Consider the following 15,268-nt stretch of genomic DNA (forward strand, 5'->3'; position numbering starts at 1 on the left):
ATTGAACTAAAAGGTGTGGTTGCGATGTTTCCTCGGTATTTGGTCGATTTCGATTTACAGCGTTACTCAGGACGGGGAGTGCCGTGGGGCGCTCGTGCAGAAGCCGGACGGGCAGCGCGTGTTCGTAGAAGCGGATGCGACGATTCTATGCTCCGGAGGAGTAGGCCAACTGTACCGATATACGACGAATCCCGACATCGCCACAGGGGACGGCATCGCCCATCGCGCTTCGCGCTGGTGCGGAAATCCGGGACGCCGAGTTCATTCAGTTCCATCCGACGGCATTGTGTTACCCAGGCGCACCGCGCTTTCTCATTACCGAGGCTGTCCGTGGGGAAGGAGCGATTCTGCGGAACATCAAAGGCGAGCGATTTATGGATAAATATCATCCTGGAGTTGGCCCCCCGCGATATCGTCGCTCGTGCGGTCTTAACCGAGATGGAAGAGACAAAGGTCTCGTTCGTTTACATCGAATATGCTTTGATGAAGCGCGAGGAGTATGAATTTGCCAATTTGCTCATCTGTGCAATGCTAACTACGAATGCGGCGCTGCTGCGCCAGGAAAGCCGCGGCGGCCATTTCCGCGAGAATTTTCCGCAGCGAAGTGACGCCTGGGTGAAGCATATCGTCTACCGGCTGGAGGAAGGCCATTTGGAGGAGTGCATACAAGATGCTTGAGATCAACCTCGAACGATTGAAACGACAGCATTGCGGAATGGATGGAGGAAAACATCGGAAACGGCGATATTACTGTTTACGGAAAATAAAGTTTTAGACTGGCATTAGTTGCTGGATTCGGGTTTCTACCATTCAGTGTCCTGCCAGTTAGTTGAGCGAAGAGCTGAGCTAATTAAAAACTCCTTCCTTTCGGCAATTTTTTTTAAATCTGGAATCAGAGAAGGAGGAAGTTATTCCCAGGATCGAAGATGGTAAAATAGTACTGAGAATAGGCAACGATCAACGAAAAAACTCTACGATTTACAGAAAGCGAGGGAATGGGCATGCTTTACGAGTTGCGCATTTATACCATGCATGAGGGGAGAATGGAAGCGATTCTGCAACGTTTCAGCCAGCATACACTTGGTATTTTCGAGCGGTTGGAAATGAAGGTGTACGATTTCTGGATCGATCAGACGGGGCTTCCGAAGTTATATTACGTGATGGAATATAAGGATATGGAGGAACGGCAACGGCTGTGGAATGCGTTTCTACAAGACCCGGAATGGATCGAGGTGCAACGCACATCCGAGGAAAGCGGGCCCATATTGGAGAAGATTGAAGGAATATTTATGAACCGGGCCGATTTTTTTATACGATAGCGCGTTTGGGACTTGCCCCTCAACGGGATAATACAGGAACGGAGCTTACAGCCTAGCCGGCGGGCTCCGTTTTTGATTTAGGGAGTCGTCTCAGCCGTTATTGCTACTGCCACACATGAGGCGATTATTACTATCGTTCTCCGTTACTTTAATAAGCACCTTGCTTATTTGAGAAATATTTCAAGCTTTGTTTTAAAGACTTCAATATCGTGATTAATCTTAAGTCCATTTTCTCTTCGTAAATCATTTATCTCTGCCAGTTTATTAATAAGTTGCTCAGCAATGAGTCGGATATTTTTCCTAGAAAATAGATGCTTTTTAAAAAATGACTGCTCTGTACCCCAAATTACACTATCGTCTTTATAATGAACATCAATATAGAATCCTCCACAACCAAAAATGCCACAAGAGCAAGTGAACATAGGGAATTTTCCTTGGCTCGTTAGAGAATTGTTTAGATACATTTATATACTTTTTTGATACATCCACGAAAACTTCAACTTTTAATCTATCATATTCTTTTTTCTTGAAAGTCCACACATCACTTACCGCCCTTAATTTAATACCCAATATATTCAAGGCTTTTACCGCGTTATCCTGCCAGTTAACGATGCTGCCGGGCGTAACATTACAGATGAAGACACCCATAAAGTGAATTCTCATCGGTTTTAAATCTTACTGAGCCCCGAGGGATCTCATGGCTAAAATAAAGCAAGGCTTTTTCAGTTCCATTTTTATTGTCAGACGTTCGATTATCCCAAACCTTTCATCAGTTCAATCCATATCCAATAAAAAAGAATGGGAATGCAACAAGCCAATAAAATAAATACCACAACGATCTTGCTCTTGATCCGTTTCATCAGTTTCTCCCTGGGTTTCGGTTATTTTTTGGACGTCTCTGCCACGGCTTTTATGATATCGACGTATTCCTACAGATCTTTTGATCCGCATACTCCTCCGCAGCCTGTAGTCATTATACAGAATGAATGCTTAAAATCATCACCTGGTTAATATTATCATTAAGTTCTCGCAACCGCTGCCCGTTAATAAAATGAGCAGGCCAACGCAGCGCCTGCTCATTTCATGTGTTACTCAACTATCGTACCGAGGGAGTTCAATAATTTTGCTGGTAAACCAATACTCTTTTATTTCTTGAAATAGGTAGCCATATTATTAAAACCATAAAGGCTGTTAGTGGAAAAAATAATCGATTGTTCACTTGTGTTTAATAAAAATTGTTCATTCCAATACTCAATCATAGGAGTCGATAATTCAGCTAGTTGTTTATTCGCAAAATATCCCAAAGAAACATGTGGTGAATAGGAAAGTGAACATGTTTCTAGCCCATATCTTTCTTTGTATTTTTTAATGAGACTTACCCTTTGTTTTTCTATCTTTTGCAATCTGATTTCAGAATAAGTATTATGAATGAAATGGTAAAGGACAAAATAAATATGTTGTTGATATTTCTGAGAACGAAGAAAGAGTATGCTTAAGTGTTTTATACAATTCTAATTCTTTAGATGCTGTATCACAACTTAATATACTTAAATTTTCATTTTCATCCAAAGGAATGAAGCGGTCTGCTGGATTATCAAACAAAATAGAAAAACCTTTAAATTGGGAAAATTGAGGTGTAAACCCAGAAACTTTAGGATTGGTAATAAGAAACATAAATAACCTCCCATTTTAAATAAGGATATAATTATATAACCACATTTGTCTTGCTATGTCCTAACTCGATTAAGCCCCGCTGTTCTAGGTAGCTATAATTCAGCAACACTCCCTTAAACCACCCAATGACCTCTCCAATATATTTTTTTCAAATTGAAAATTAGCCCCTCATTAATGTACGACGCCGTACTTGTTCCCGTCGGGATCGTGCAGCGGAAAGCCGCGGATACCGCCGTCGAAGCTCTCTATTTCTCCAATGACTGCTCCCTTTTCTTTCAAGGTGCGATACGCCTCATCTACATTTTCGGTATGAAAGTTGAAATATTGTTCAACTTGATAATTATTTCTTGGGAAAGACCGATGCTCGATATCGAACGAAAGAACGAGGCAGAAAATGATTTTGTAATCGTTCATCATCAACACCGTAGCGTTCGGTTCGTCCCGATGGGTAATCTCAAACCCCAGCATTTCCTCATACCACTTCGTGGAACGTTCCAGGTCGCTTACCGGAACGAATATTCCTACTCCGTAAAATGCCATTTTGCCCATAGTATCATGCCTCCGATTGGTTGATTAAAGGCGAAGTGACCGTCAATACATTGCCGTCCGGGTCCTTGAAGTAGAACCAGACGAGTCCTTGCACGAACCGTATTCGGTTGATCTTCACGCCGCTGTGCGAGAGTTCGCGGTAAGAGCGAAACATCGATTTCGCATCAGCGCTCCGGAACGCCTGCACGAATGCCTCAAGCAACTCCGCGTCCGCTTTGGATTTCGGCGCCGCTTCCGCATCGTCATCAGCCTCCGCTAACAGGTGGAAATGCCTGTCGGCCGCTTTCTGAAGTCGTTTCCGTGCCCGGTGCACAGCGGCTTTGACTGCCGTTACAGGTTGTCCTAACGCGTTCGCAGCTTCCGTCGGCGTGAATCCGAACACGTCCGTCAGCACGATTAGCGCTGCCTGCCTTGGCTCGAGAGCGTCCATTAGCACTTCCAGAGAATCGCGGACGTCGTGTCGGCTCCAACCCGCGTAGGACAGCTCATCTTGAACGGCCAGCGACTCCGGCAGGAAGGCAATTTTGCGTCTTCGGCAAATATCGAACCATGCGTTTGCCGCGATGCGGTACATATAAGGTTTGCTCAGCTCGCGCTCCGGCCATCTCTGGAACCTGCGGAACGCTTTGAACATCGTATCCTGGAACAAGTCGTCTCCGTCCCATTCCGAACCGGCCAATTTCCAACAATACCTACGCAGCTCCGGCTCGTACGACAGTGTTAGTTCCTCAAATGCGGTGTCGATCGGCGTACGGGTCATAGCAGTCAATCCTGCCGGTATTTTCGCTTATGCGCGTAGAAAGCAGTCGAGCTTGGCAATTCTTCGACGATTCCAATCGGGTTACCGTCCGGATCGAGGCAATCGAAGAACCGAACTCCATCGCTATTCACGATCGGCATCACTTCAACGCCTTTCTCGATCAAGGCAGCATGCGAGTATTCGATATCGAACGATTCGAAATTGTAGTATGGAATTTTGTCCCCTCCCGCATCGAACTGCAACGGCTGAGGTCCCTCGACTTTCCACAGGTTGATATAAGTCGCCTCACCCGGAAAGGCAAGCCCCGTGCATACATCGGAAATCTGAATTACCTCCAGGTCGAACATCTTTATGTACCATTCCGTTGAACGTTTCATATCCGTAACCGGGATAAAGATACCACTAATCTTGCTTACGGTTTTGCCCATCGATCATTCCTCCGTGTTTGTATTTTCCTTACTCTACTATAACGGAAAATTATGGCTAAGAGATACGGGGGGGATTAGGGTAATGCTCAGTATTCCTCTGATACGAGGCTTTATGTCCAATGTTGACCGGCCAACAATTAGCAACGATTCAAGAACGAATTCAAGAAGCTAGCTATTGATCACTTAAGAGCGGCCAAAACAGCTGAGCTTCAAGGACTCGATCTTATTCGGTCTGTTAGATGTCTTTTTTTAAATAATAATGTGTATGCCTACCAGCATTTTGTATAGTTCCAAACACTTCAAAGCCTTGTTTTTTGTAAAAATCTAACGCCTGAAAGCTCAAGGTATCTAACTTTATATATTCACACTTTTTTTCCTTAGCTAATTTTTCAGCTTCCGATAGTAGTTTCTTTCCGTATCCTAATTTTCGAAGGTTATCGTCCACAAAAAGATACTGTACCTCTAACCAGTTCCAGCATATTTCGCCAACGAGTCCACCATAAATTTTATTGTCAGCATCTTTCAAGAACAGATTAACCACTTGGTATCTGCCCTTCAAGTCATCGGGGAAATGCCTCAAATTAAATTCAATCATATTGTTTATTACATAGGATTTGTCGGCATTATTCGTCTCATTAGATATATACAATTCCACACGATTCACTCCTGTTCAAAGAAGCAGGTATTATAAAATCAGTTTACCATTTCCCCCAGGTTTAAGGATGTACAAACGATATTCCCAAAGAATGAAGTCCTGAAAACAGTCGGACCCAATTCAGGGTAATCATAAGTCCACCCTAACTCCCAGTGGTCTCGATCATATTTTGATATCTTATCAATTTCTTTAACAAGCTCCTCGGCTTTCGTATTAAATACATCAATATTTTTAAATACGCATTTAAGTACATCATTTAAAACAGATGAAATCTGAATAAAGTTAACCTTTCCATTGGGGTCATATTCTAACTGAAAACAAGATTTAATAGCACCAGACACGTGGAATTTATGTGGATTTTGCTCATAGGTGATTTCATATTTATCCGTATAAAATCTAAGGCATTCATCCACCTCAGCTTTGGTCATCTCTCCTCCACTATAGCGATAACTTCCCTTGCTGCTTCTATAAAAGATAACATGATTGGTGAAAGCCACTTGTCTTTATGCCATAACATCTGTGTAAACACATGCAAGTCCGGAATTTGCCATGGAAGAGCAACAAGTTCGCCCCGTTCAACTTCGGCTTTCGCCGTTATTTCAGGAAGAAAGGCAATACCGATTCCCGCAATTGCACATTGTTTAATGGCTTCGGCATTTTGAAACTCTAAATATGTAATACTATCAATGCCCTCTTTCTCAAATGCCCGGTCAAACATGGTTCGATAGGTACAACCCTTTTCATTAGTCAGGAACACTTCTCCATGAAAATCCTCCAGCTGCAGTGCAGTTAGTTTCGCGAGTGGATGGTCTGGAGCGGCGAACAATCGGAAAGTTTCTTCCAGCAACGGTTCCACTGCAAGTCCCGTTGAGCGAATGGATTCGTCCAGCATAAAGACGACATCCGCGGTTCCCTCAAAGAGCGTTTGCTTGAGTTGCTGATTGGAAACGGAGCGGAAGATGAGACGCACACCGGGATAGCGCGAACGAAATAGGCGAAAGACAACTGGAAGCCGATACGCGCAAAGAACCTCGTTGGCACTTATCGTTAAGGTGCCGCTTAGATTTTCATTGTCATGAACGACGCTGCGAGCTTCGTCCAATTTGTTTAGAACGCCTTGGATATGAGTTAAAAAGCGTTTACCCGCGGTGGTGAGAACGAGCTGCTTGCCCAAGCGGTCAAAGAGACGGACACCAAGCTCATCCTCCAATGCTTTTATTTGCATCGTAACGTTGGAAGGGACGTAGTTCAGTACTTCCGCAGCCCGACTGAAATTTAAAGTTGATGCAACCGTTCGGAACGTATTCAGTTGGCGCAATTCCATCATGCTGCCCCCTTTGCTTTCAATAATTTTGAATACTACTTTGAAATGTATTCACTTTTATTGAGAGTATCACGGATCTATACTATCAACAAGAATGTATGATTTCATTTTGAAAGGAGCAAACAATACGATGGATTATGAGATTTTTGATTTGGGTGACGTAACCTTGCAGTCAGGAGTGACATTACCGAACGCTTTTCTTGCTTATAAGACTTATGGAAGATTGAATGAAAAGAAAGATAATGTCATCGTCTATCCAACTGCTTTTGGCGACCAGCATGTTCAGAATGAATGGTTGATGGGAAACGGCATGGCACTAGATCCGCAGAAATATTTTATTATCGTTCCAAACCTGCTGGGCAACGGATTATCTTCGTCTCCCAGTAACACGCCTCCCCCATTCGACCGGGCTAATTTTCCGCAGGTGACCATCTATGACAACGTTAAATTACAGTATCGGCTGGTGACCGAAAAATTCGGCATCCAAAAGATCGCTCTCGTAGTTGGATGGTCAATGGGAGGCGTTCAATCCTTCCAATGGGGGGCAAGTTATCCGGATATGGTGGAACGAATTGCACCTTTCGCCGGTGTTGCAAAGACTTGGCCCCAAACGTATGTGGTTCTGGACGGAATGAAAGCTCCGCTTATGGCTGCAGCCCACTTCGATTCAAGTAAACTAAATCAGCTGACTTATTCAGACATGCGCGCCGTTGGCCGTGTCTATGCGGGATGGGGCTTATCGCACGCGTTTTATAGAGAGGAGCTTTATCGTGAGCTGGGATATGACTCATTGGAAGATTTTGTGGCTGGCGTCTGGGAAGATAGCTTTATGAAGATGGATCCGCACAATGTCCTGGCCATGTTATGGACAGGCCAAAATGCAGATATTAGTGCGAACCCCTCCTATAACGGAGATTTCGATAAGGCGCTCAAAAGCATTAAAGCGCTTGCCTGCGTCATGCCAGGGAGCACGGATCTCTTCTGTACGGCGGACGATAACGAATACGAGGCTAAGCTTATACCTAATTCTGTTTTTAATCCTATCAAATCGATCTGGGGTCATTTTGCCGGTCGCGGAATCAACAGTGCCGATAATAAATTTATTGATGACAACCTAAAACGCTTGTTGGCGCTTCGTACAAACGGATAGATCGTCACCAGCATTTAAGATTATTCGGTCATATCTCTCATGAATGATGTCGATCCAATGATGAGGTCACCAGAACTTAACTGGTCGACCTCTTTTTTGTGTGGTCGTACTTGCTGAGCAATTCTGAGCTATTTCAATAGACCTAATTATTTATGTACACTGCATCTCGCAAATCACCCGATCAAAGCGCAGCGCCTTAAGATCATCCTCATGGATCCAATAATAAATCCGGCCTACGTCTCCCCACATGATCCCTGTCTTGTCTTCCTCTGAATCGATTTGCAGCAGCATGCGCCACTTCATAGCCGAGTTCACGATTTGCTTGCGTACCTCCGGCTTCTCCATAAGGTCCCAGGTGTGTCCCCCGTATGTCATCTCGCAACGTACCTGCATATCGCCCTGAATTTGATCGGGGTGCCCCATGAGCCGATTAATATACCCTTTATTTCCCCATTGCTTTCCAAACTCTGACAAGAATACCTCCCAGTATTTATTGAATTCCTTTTGGTTGCCATTCCAGCCAAGCCCCAAGCTTTCCAGAAAAGCAGACTCCGAGGGCGGTACAGAGAGCTCCGGGATAAACGAAACCCGATTAGACCTCATCCGCGCTTCTTCTTTTAGACGGTCAGGTGTATTCCTGCGTAAAATATGATCGAGCTGATCAGGGCCCGTATAGATCACGCAGCAAGTATCAGGATCGCCGAAAAAAAATTCATCCTTGAACATGGATTGTACAGCATAGAAAAAGGAAAGAAGACCGCTCTGTGGAAGAGAAAGCTCCGAGGGACATTCCGCCAGATTAATCTGAGCGATGAAGGTCATCTCATCATTCTTCCATCTAGGCCATTCCACCCCTTCGGGAAGATCCGGATTACCGCCAACTTTGCTGCTTCCAACAGGGATCGAAACATCAGGTACAGGCTCTAGGATTAGTTGGGCTGTTGAATAAATCCAGGAGGCAATCGCCTGCTTATATTGTTCAAGCCCTGCTTGCTCAAGCAGTCGAATAATCGCTTCTTTACTCATCGTAAAGCTCCTTTGATAGATATTTTAATTCATGAACCCGTTAGTTGAATCGGACAATCAAGCTCTATTCAGGCCATGTGTTTAGATTTACTTCTCTTATTAATGGGACCCCCATATGCCTGTACTTTATCTTCACAACCTCTATATCATCTTCGTTAATAATTCTTATTCCATAGTGAATAGGAGTTGAATGTGTTTTAACAGCTTCTTGTAATTCTTTCGGTGTTAAGCGTGGATGAATTGGTGCATCGTTAATATGAATAAACTTCGCCAACGGATCGTCATCAATGCCCCCTGCAACCAATTGTCCTGTATAGCTAATGACCAATTGTGTCTTACTTGGCAACTGATTATTTACTAGAACTTCCTGAATAAAAATATCATATTGCCCTTTATTTACAAGCGAAATATCAACTTGCTTTCTTTCATTGTTATATTCCGAAAAACCATCTGCGATTAAGGGATTTTGATTTATTAACAGGATAATAAGCAGCCCTAATCCTAGGACGGCTACAACAAATAAAGAAACAATAATTCTGTTCTTTAAAATATTTATCACTTCTTTCATATCGGTACTATTTTCCAGTAATTTAACTTTCCCCCTACTATCATTGGCAATAAGAAACCGAACGGTATAAAGAGTACCAGATTTCCTTAAGAGAACGAACCTTATCAGATTCCTTCCAGAAACATTAGGTACAATCTTCCCCCTCCAATATTCCATATACTGTTAGCATTTATAAGACGCTATCATTGATATGGAAGTTGCGGAAACCTGCTTATTAACTTCACGATGCCTCCGGACTTTTCCCGTTATTATTAGCGAATCCTGAATCCTGAATGGGCCTGGAAATGCTGTACGCGCCTCAGGCTCAAGGCCGCTTCTTTACCGTTCTGACGGTCGTTGGCCGCCAATTCACAAGCTTCACGAGCTGTTCCTGCATATAGGAAGGCGAATGCTTGAACCCGCTCTCGATCCAGTGAAAAACAAGCCCCATCAGCGAGTTGATCGAATAAATCGAAAGGAGCTCCCGGTCGATGCCGCTGTCGCCGTATTCAAATTCATCCATTGTAATTTGTTTTAAGGCGACGAACATTTTTTCTCTTACGCTCGGAAGAACGTCGCTCTTCCACAGCATTTGATAGAGGGACGCATGCTCGTAAATATGATCGAAAATCATGACGGAACGGGCGGTAAGCTCGTTAATCCGGAGGACGTCCGTTTTTTCGTACGGCACGCGGAAGGATTGGAGCAAATCTTCGATCATGTCCGAGATGATCTCGTCCAGAAGCGCTTCTTTTGTATCGTAATGCGTGTAGAACGTACCGCGATTATAATTGGCAAGCTCGACGATTTCGGTTATGGAGATGGACGTAAAGCTCTTTTGCCCCATAAGCTCCAATAAGGCTTGTCTAAGGGCCGCTTTGCTTCGGACGATCCGCCGATCTGTTTTTTTGCCCGATTCGGTCATTTCGATTCATTCCTTTATAAGTGATCAAGCAGAAACGCCTGCCTTTCGTCCTTGTCGGAGGACGCAAACCGTTTACTCCGTATTTTCTGAAGCAACCCCTGAAGCAATCTCACCCTAAAAACGGTATCGCAGAGGATTCTAAGCGCATTTAAGTGTAAAACTAATAAATTCTTAGAATTTGAACAAAACGAATCTATTTGTACGTTACCTGACAAAAGGACGATTTTTACTGATTGTCAGCCCTTTCCCATCTTTATTATACTCAAAACAAACAGGTGTTAGAAATTATACATGTGTTGAATATTCGACCATGAAATACGAAAGCGGCAGTCGAGCATATTAAACAGAAAGCGGAGGATTCTAATATGAGACTTTCAGGAAAAGTCGCCGTCGTTACCGGCGCCGCATCAGGCATGGGAAAAGCGATCGCGGAGCTGTTCGCGGCCGAAGGAGCAAAGGTGGTCGTGTCCGATCTTCGCATTGAAACGGCGCAATCGGTCGTAACGGAAATTGAAGCGAGAGGCGGCACCGCGATTGCGGTTGCGGCGAACGTGGCAAAAGAAGAGGACGTTCAGCAATTAATCGATTCGGCCGTCCTGCAATTCGGCACGCTGGATATCCTGATCAATAACGCGGGAATCATGGATAATTTCGTTCCCGCGGCCGATCTGACCGACGAGCTGTGGGATCGCGTCTTCGCCGTCAATACGAGCGGCCCGATGCGGACGACAAGAAAGGCGCTTCCTATCTTCACGGAGAAAAAGAGCGGCGTCATCGTAAACATCGCTTCTGCGGGCGGTCTTCATGGCTCGCGGGCGGGCGCTGCTTATACGGCCTCCAAGCATGCCGTGGTTGGTTTTACCAAAAATGTCGGCTTTCAATACGCGAGCCTCGGCATCCGCTGCAATGCGATTGCGCCCGGCGGCGTGAGCACGAATATCAGCACCTCCATTACTGCGCCTAATCCATTCGGCATGGAGAGAGCGATGATCGGCATGCCATTAAACCCGAGGACCGGCGAGCCGGAAGAAATCGCCAAGGTGGCCCTGTTCCTGGCATCGGATGACGCAAGCTTCGTGAACGGCACCGTCGTTACGGCCGATGCCGGCTGGACGGCTTATTAATAATTTGGAAAGGCCAGCGGGCTGGATAGCCCGGCTGGCCTCTTTTTTTGCGTCGCAACCTCTTCTACGCTGCACTTAGCACACAACTACACCATCATCCGCATGACCTTCCCGTCTTCACCGGAACGGGGGGGAATCGGACAATTATCGGGATTATCAAGTCAAACGTCCGGCCTAATGCTTGCAGACTTGCACTCAAATAAGACCGGGGTCGCGCCCTTCTTCATTCGCAGCGCATAAGCCGAATCTCCGAGCGCCGAAGGCCGGACTTCTCCTCCGCCGATTGCGCAGCCCTGAGCCCAATCGGGAAGCTTGACGATCACTTCGGTGTCCCTGTCCGCCGTCAGTTCGGCCCGGAAATAGCCGGCCTCCCTGTCCCACTCGACGGACACCCTGCCCGTATGGAACCGCCAGCCGGCCAGCCGGCCCTTTTTCCAGCGCGAAGGCAGCGCGGGCAGCAGCTTGACGAAATCCCGCGACACTTGAAGGAGCTGCTCCTGCACGGCGTTCACCCAGCCCATGTTCGCATCCAGCTGCACCGGCGCCGTCGGCATGTTCATGGAGACACCCATGCCCCGCCAATCATTGTGCAGCGTGAACAGGTTCGGCAGCAGGCTTGACCGGGACAAAATGTCCAGGCATTCCAGCGAGCCGTCGCCGTCGCCGAGCCGGGCGTAGACCGCGGCCATATGGGCGAGCGACCAGCCGCTCTGGGCGCCGATCTCTCGCTTCTGAACGGCGATCTCGAATGCGGCGAACAGCCCGGGATCATTCTCGCGCGTCACCTCCTGGCCGGGAAATACCGGATAGAGATGCGACAGGTGCCGGTGGGCATAGCGGTCATCGAAGGCCGGATGAATCCATTCGCGGACCGCGCCGTCCCCGTTCAGACGATAGGCCGGCAGGCGCTCCAGCATCCTGCCCCATTTGTCCTCTTCCCGCGAATCGCCGCCGGTCTCCTTGCTTGCTTCGATCAGATGCCGCAGCAGCTCCTTCACGATCGCGATGTCCATCGTCGCGTTAATTGCCGTCGGCATGGGATGCGCCAGCGGCCTGCCGTCCGCCGGCATGAAGTTCAGCGGCGTATTCTCGGGCGATACGGAAGGGTAGATTTTGTACAGGCCATCCTCATCTACAACGAGAAAATCCTCGTAGAACCGCAGGGTCTCCCGCATGAACGGAATGGCGGATTCCCGCAGGAACCGCTTATCGCCCGTATACCGGTAATGCTCGTAATAATGGCGGGCCAGCCAGCCTGCCGCCCCGGTCCAGTTCAGAATAACCGGCACGATCTGATTCGGGACGCCGATGCCGGGCGTCGAGCCGGCCGGAATGTAGATGCCTCCGCAGCCGTACAGCTTCCGGGCATTCCCGCGGAAGTCGTCCATCAGTCCTTCATAATATCGGAATAAGGGAGGAACCAATTCGCTCAGCCCGCCGACGGGGGCATGCCAATACATCATCTGGATATTTTCGTTCGCCATATTATGGCTCCATACGAGCCGGTAGTCCCCGCCCCATAGTCCGTAAAGGCCGAATGGCTCGGACTCTTCCGCGGCCGAGGTGCCGCTGATGAACAAGTAGCGGCCGTACGCCCACATTTTGCGGACCAGCGCAGCGGAAGCTTCTCCTTCATACGCGTCGAGCAGAAGCCGTTCATTAGAGCGGACGTCCTGCGCGTCGTCTCCCAGCGACAACGAAGCGGAGCAATAAAGCGGCCGGTGCAGCGCGGTATGCCGCCCGAGCAGAATGTCGTAAGAGGAGCCATCGGCAAGCGCGGCAAATTCATCTCGCAGCCGCGCCCAATCGCGTCGGCGTTCGCCCATGACAAACACCTTCACCAGAACGCGCAAACGGACGGCGCCGCTAAACCGCTGCGTCCCTTCGAACGGTTCCAGTCTTCCGCCGCCTACCGGGATGACCCGCATGACCGCGCCGTAATCCGTTCCGTCGTCATTCGTCGCCGCAAACCAGGCGTACCCCTCAGCGTCCGAGCCTGCTTCCGCCGTCTTCTCCAGCTCCTTGAATTCCGGCGTATCCGCCCAGCGGTCGCTGGGGTGCAGCGCGAGACCGATCTCGCCCGAGACGGCGGATTCGCCGCCTGCATCGATCTCGTAGACGATCGCATCATCGGCTCGCGAGACGAACAGTCTCCGGCGGAACCGCCGGGAACCGTCGGTCCAGCCGACCGTAATCTCACCACTGTCCATTGCAAGGGTCCGGCTGTACGCGCGGAAGGCGCTGCCGCACGGCATAACCAGCCGGATCGCGGCGAGCGGGAACCGGGAGGCCAGCTTCGTCCCGTAGCCGCGCTCCTTCAGCGCCTCCGCGAGCTGCCAGCTGGCCTCGGCATATCGCCCCTCGTCCATCAGCCCCCGGGTCTTCGCAAGCGTGCCGCTCACGTCCGGCAGCTCATCCTTCCGCCCCCAATGCCACAGCTTCGCATGGTTCAGCAGCACCGTCTCCTCCTGCACGCCGCCGAATACGGATGCTCCGATAACGCCGTTGCCCGAGGGCAGCGCCTCGCGCCACATATTCCGCCACCAGGAGGCGGGATAGCTCATGACGAGCACATCCTCGCCCGATGCTTTTGTATGCTCCGTCATCCCGCGACGCCTCCCCAGGGTCAAAGCTCGGACCCGCGCAGCCGTTCCAGCTCGACGCTTGCCAGCAGCAGCGGAGCGACGCCCATCAGCACGTCGCTTACGACCGCCTCGCTCATGTAGTATTCGTAGGAGCCGTCACGGTATTTGCGGCCGCCAAGCCCCGCCCCGTGACAGATGCCGTGCAGATGCACGCCTTTCTCGTCCTCCGTGACGAAGCGGCTTACTATACCGTCATAAGCGCGAACTGCCGCCTTACGGTCAATTTCCGACAGATAGCCGAGCCGAATCCCCTTGGCGATCGCATAGGTCAGCATACACGAGCCCGACGCCTCCAGATAATTGCCCTCGCGGCCGTTGCAGTCCATCAGCTGATACCATACGCCGCTCTCCTGATCCTGCACGCGTACGACCGCGTTCGCCATCCGCTCGAGAATACCCGTCAGCTGTCCGCGCTTCGGATGCCGGACGGGAAAATGCTCCAGCGAGTCGACAAGCGCCATCGCATACCAGCCCATCGCCCGCCCCCACACATGCCGGGAGCGCCCGGTAACCCCGTCACACCAGCGCTGCTCCCGGCTCTCGTCCCAGGCATGATGCAGCAATCCGGTCTGCGGATTGCGCGTGCGCTTCTCGACCAGCAGCAGCTGCTGCGCCGCTTCGTCGAACCAGCCGCTCTCGCCGAACGTGGCGGCAAACTCGGCCATGAACGGGGAGGACATATACAGGCCGTCCAGCCACATTTGGAACGGATATATTTTTTTGTGCCAATATCCGCCTTCTTCCGTTCGCGGCTGTCCGGTCAACTGGTCTGTCAGAAGCCTTGCCGCCTTCTCGTACTTCGCTTCGCCGGTCTCTCTCCACAGCCGCAGCAGGTTTTTGCCCTTATTGATATGGTCAAGATTATAATCCTCCAACCGGTACCCGCCGCCGATCGCGCCGTCCTCCCGGATGAATACGTCCATTTGGCGTTTGACGAACGCCTGATAGCCGGGGTCCCCCGCCCAGTCGCCGGCGCGGCTGATCGCCGTTAGCGCCATGCCGGCCACATAGCCCCACTTGTTCGCAATATGCGGATGATAGCCATCCTGGCTTAAGGATAAGATCGTATCGGCGATTTTAATTGACAGACGTCCTTCGTTAGCGGTTTTCACTGCAGTGTCCACCTTCCAACTCCCCCTTGT

Annotated in this window: 17 protein-coding genes and 1 pseudogene; 5 read left to right on the top strand and 13 right to left on the bottom strand. The window is 49.0% G+C overall.

From position 1 onward, the window contains the following. Nucleotides 1-61 precede the first annotated feature (61 nt). From H581_RS36935 to H581_RS0105100, 3 genes and pseudogenes are all read left to right on the top strand, one after another. Nucleotides 62-474 (top strand): annotated as a pseudogene (locus H581_RS36935) (FAD-binding protein); the annotation flags it as partial. Nucleotides 475-528: 54 nt separating this feature from the next. Then, the gene (locus tag H581_RS39570) at nucleotides 529-678 is read left to right on the top strand and encodes a hypothetical protein (RefSeq protein ID WP_425414582.1); all 150 of its coding nucleotides are present in this window, start codon (nucleotides 529-531) and stop codon (nucleotides 676-678) included. A 323-nt stretch (nucleotides 679-1,001) separates the two neighbouring features. After that, complete coding sequence (locus H581_RS0105100) at nucleotides 1,002-1,319, top strand: NIPSNAP family protein (protein WP_036717869.1); 318 nt, start codon at nucleotides 1,002-1,004, stop codon at nucleotides 1,317-1,319. Nucleotides 1,320-1,483: 164 nt separating this feature from the next. Here the strand turns inward: H581_RS0105100 and H581_RS0105105 are convergent, their stop codons facing one another. The 8 genes from H581_RS0105105 to H581_RS0105140 all read right to left on the bottom strand — a co-directional run bounded on the left by H581_RS0105105 (nucleotide 1,484) and on the right by H581_RS0105140 (nucleotide 6,709). Beyond that, the gene (locus H581_RS0105105) at nucleotides 1,484-1,741 is read right to left on the bottom strand and encodes a hypothetical protein (protein WP_028609083.1); all 258 of its coding nucleotides are present in this window, start codon (nucleotides 1,739-1,741) and stop codon (nucleotides 1,484-1,486) included. Between the two features lie 1,000 nt (nucleotides 1,742-2,741). Beyond that, entirely contained in the window at nucleotides 2,742-2,993 is a 252-nt protein-coding gene (locus tag H581_RS37675) for a hypothetical protein (protein WP_156889503.1), read from the bottom strand. A gap of 171 nt (nucleotides 2,994-3,164) precedes the next feature. After that, on the bottom strand, nucleotides 3,165-3,542 hold the full coding sequence (locus tag H581_RS0105115; protein ID WP_028609084.1) for a VOC family protein: 378 nt from the start codon (nucleotides 3,540-3,542) through the stop codon (nucleotides 3,165-3,167). A gap of 4 nt (nucleotides 3,543-3,546) precedes the next feature. Continuing rightward, on the bottom strand, nucleotides 3,547-4,302 hold the full coding sequence (locus H581_RS0105120) for an RNA polymerase sigma factor (protein WP_028609085.1): 756 nt from the start codon (nucleotides 4,300-4,302) through the stop codon (nucleotides 3,547-3,549). Between the two features lie 5 nt (nucleotides 4,303-4,307). After that, nucleotides 4,308-4,730: a VOC family protein gene (locus H581_RS33105; protein ID WP_036717813.1), complete on the bottom strand. Its 423-nt coding sequence runs from the start codon at nucleotides 4,728-4,730 to the stop codon at nucleotides 4,308-4,310. A gap of 235 nt (nucleotides 4,731-4,965) precedes the next feature. Beyond that, complete coding sequence (locus H581_RS0105130; RefSeq protein WP_028609086.1) at nucleotides 4,966-5,385, bottom strand: GNAT family N-acetyltransferase; 420 nt, start codon at nucleotides 5,383-5,385, stop codon at nucleotides 4,966-4,968. A gap of 38 nt (nucleotides 5,386-5,423) precedes the next feature. Continuing rightward, the gene (locus tag H581_RS33110; RefSeq protein WP_051250469.1) at nucleotides 5,424-5,813 is read right to left on the bottom strand and encodes a hypothetical protein; all 390 of its coding nucleotides are present in this window, start codon (nucleotides 5,811-5,813) and stop codon (nucleotides 5,424-5,426) included. Beyond that, on the bottom strand, nucleotides 5,810-6,709 hold the full coding sequence (locus H581_RS0105140; RefSeq protein WP_028609087.1) for a LysR family transcriptional regulator: 900 nt from the start codon (nucleotides 6,707-6,709) through the stop codon (nucleotides 5,810-5,812). Before H581_RS0105140 ends, H581_RS33110 begins: the two co-directional genes overlap by 4 nt. A gap of 130 nt (nucleotides 6,710-6,839) precedes the next feature. Between H581_RS0105140 and H581_RS0105145 the strand changes: the two genes are divergently transcribed. Further along, entirely contained in the window at nucleotides 6,840-7,859 is a 1,020-nt protein-coding gene (locus H581_RS0105145; protein ID WP_028609088.1) for an alpha/beta fold hydrolase, read from the top strand. Between the two features lie 150 nt (nucleotides 7,860-8,009). On the opposite strand, the gene H581_RS0105150 is transcribed toward H581_RS0105145, so the two are convergent. The 3 genes from H581_RS0105150 to H581_RS0105160 form a co-directional block, all read right to left on the bottom strand. After that, nucleotides 8,010-8,885, bottom strand: a complete 876-nt coding sequence (locus H581_RS0105150) for a YwqG family protein (protein ID WP_028609089.1) — start codon at nucleotides 8,883-8,885, stop codon at nucleotides 8,010-8,012. A gap of 64 nt (nucleotides 8,886-8,949) precedes the next feature. After that, on the bottom strand, nucleotides 8,950-9,453 hold the full coding sequence (locus tag H581_RS0105155; protein WP_028609090.1) for a hypothetical protein: 504 nt from the start codon (nucleotides 9,451-9,453) through the stop codon (nucleotides 8,950-8,952). A gap of 304 nt (nucleotides 9,454-9,757) precedes the next feature. Beyond that, a complete protein-coding gene (locus tag H581_RS0105160; RefSeq protein WP_028609091.1) occupies nucleotides 9,758-10,357 on the bottom strand; it encodes a TetR/AcrR family transcriptional regulator in 600 nt (199 codons plus the stop codon). 365 nt (nucleotides 10,358-10,722) lie between these two features. Here H581_RS0105160 and H581_RS0105165 point away from each other — a divergent pair, with 365 nt between their 5' ends. Further along, nucleotides 10,723-11,481, top strand: a complete 759-nt coding sequence (locus H581_RS0105165) for an SDR family oxidoreductase (RefSeq protein ID WP_028609092.1) — start codon at nucleotides 10,723-10,725, stop codon at nucleotides 11,479-11,481. Between the two features lie 161 nt (nucleotides 11,482-11,642). On the opposite strand, the gene H581_RS0105170 is transcribed toward H581_RS0105165, so the two are convergent. Beyond that, entirely contained in the window at nucleotides 11,643-14,087 is a 2,445-nt protein-coding gene (locus tag H581_RS0105170; RefSeq protein WP_036717816.1) for a glycosyl hydrolase family 95 catalytic domain-containing protein, read from the bottom strand. A gap of 20 nt (nucleotides 14,088-14,107) precedes the next feature. Then, nucleotides 14,108-15,250, bottom strand: a complete 1,143-nt coding sequence (locus H581_RS0105175) for a glycoside hydrolase family 88/105 protein (RefSeq protein WP_245599923.1) — start codon at nucleotides 15,248-15,250, stop codon at nucleotides 14,108-14,110. Nucleotides 15,251-15,268 lie beyond the last annotated feature (18 nt).

Origin of the sequence: Paenibacillus harenae DSM 16969, from assembly GCF_000422465.1 — a bacterium.
Classification (GTDB): domain Bacteria; phylum Bacillota; class Bacilli; order Paenibacillales; family Paenibacillaceae; genus Pristimantibacillus; species Pristimantibacillus harenae.

Coding starts and splice junctions, on each gene's coding strand:
- H581_RS39570 (WP_425414582.1), top strand. CDS start 529: ATGCTAACTACGAATGCGGCGCTGCTGCGCCAGGAAAGCCGCGGCGGC.
- H581_RS0105100 (WP_036717869.1), top strand. CDS start 1,002: ATGCTTTACGAGTTGCGCATTTATACCATGCATGAGGGGAGAATGGAA.
- H581_RS0105105 (WP_028609083.1), bottom strand. CDS start 1,741: ATGTTCACTTGCTCTTGTGGCATTTTTGGTTGTGGAGGATTCTATATT.
- H581_RS37675 (WP_156889503.1), bottom strand. CDS start 2,993: ATGTTTCTTATTACCAATCCTAAAGTTTCTGGGTTTACACCTCAATTT.
- H581_RS0105115 (WP_028609084.1), bottom strand. CDS start 3,542: ATGGGCAAAATGGCATTTTACGGAGTAGGAATATTCGTTCCGGTAAGC.
- H581_RS0105120 (WP_028609085.1), bottom strand. CDS start 4,302: ATGACCCGTACGCCGATCGACACCGCATTTGAGGAACTAACACTGTCG.
- H581_RS33105 (WP_036717813.1), bottom strand. CDS start 4,730: ATGGGCAAAACCGTAAGCAAGATTAGTGGTATCTTTATCCCGGTTACG.
- H581_RS33110 (WP_051250469.1), bottom strand. CDS start 5,813: ATGACCAAAGCTGAGGTGGATGAATGCCTTAGATTTTATACGGATAAA.
- H581_RS0105140 (WP_028609087.1), bottom strand. CDS start 6,709: ATGGAATTGCGCCAACTGAATACGTTCCGAACGGTTGCATCAACTTTA.
- H581_RS0105145 (WP_028609088.1), top strand. CDS start 6,840: ATGGATTATGAGATTTTTGATTTGGGTGACGTAACCTTGCAGTCAGGA.
- H581_RS0105150 (WP_028609089.1), bottom strand. CDS start 8,885: ATGAGTAAAGAAGCGATTATTCGACTGCTTGAGCAAGCAGGGCTTGAA.
- H581_RS0105155 (WP_028609090.1), bottom strand. CDS start 9,453: ATGAAAGAAGTGATAAATATTTTAAAGAACAGAATTATTGTTTCTTTA.
- H581_RS0105160 (WP_028609091.1), bottom strand. CDS start 10,357: ATGACCGAATCGGGCAAAAAAACAGATCGGCGGATCGTCCGAAGCAAA.
- H581_RS0105165 (WP_028609092.1), top strand. CDS start 10,723: ATGAGACTTTCAGGAAAAGTCGCCGTCGTTACCGGCGCCGCATCAGGC.
- H581_RS0105170 (WP_036717816.1), bottom strand. CDS start 14,087: ATGACGGAGCATACAAAAGCATCGGGCGAGGATGTGCTCGTCATGAGC.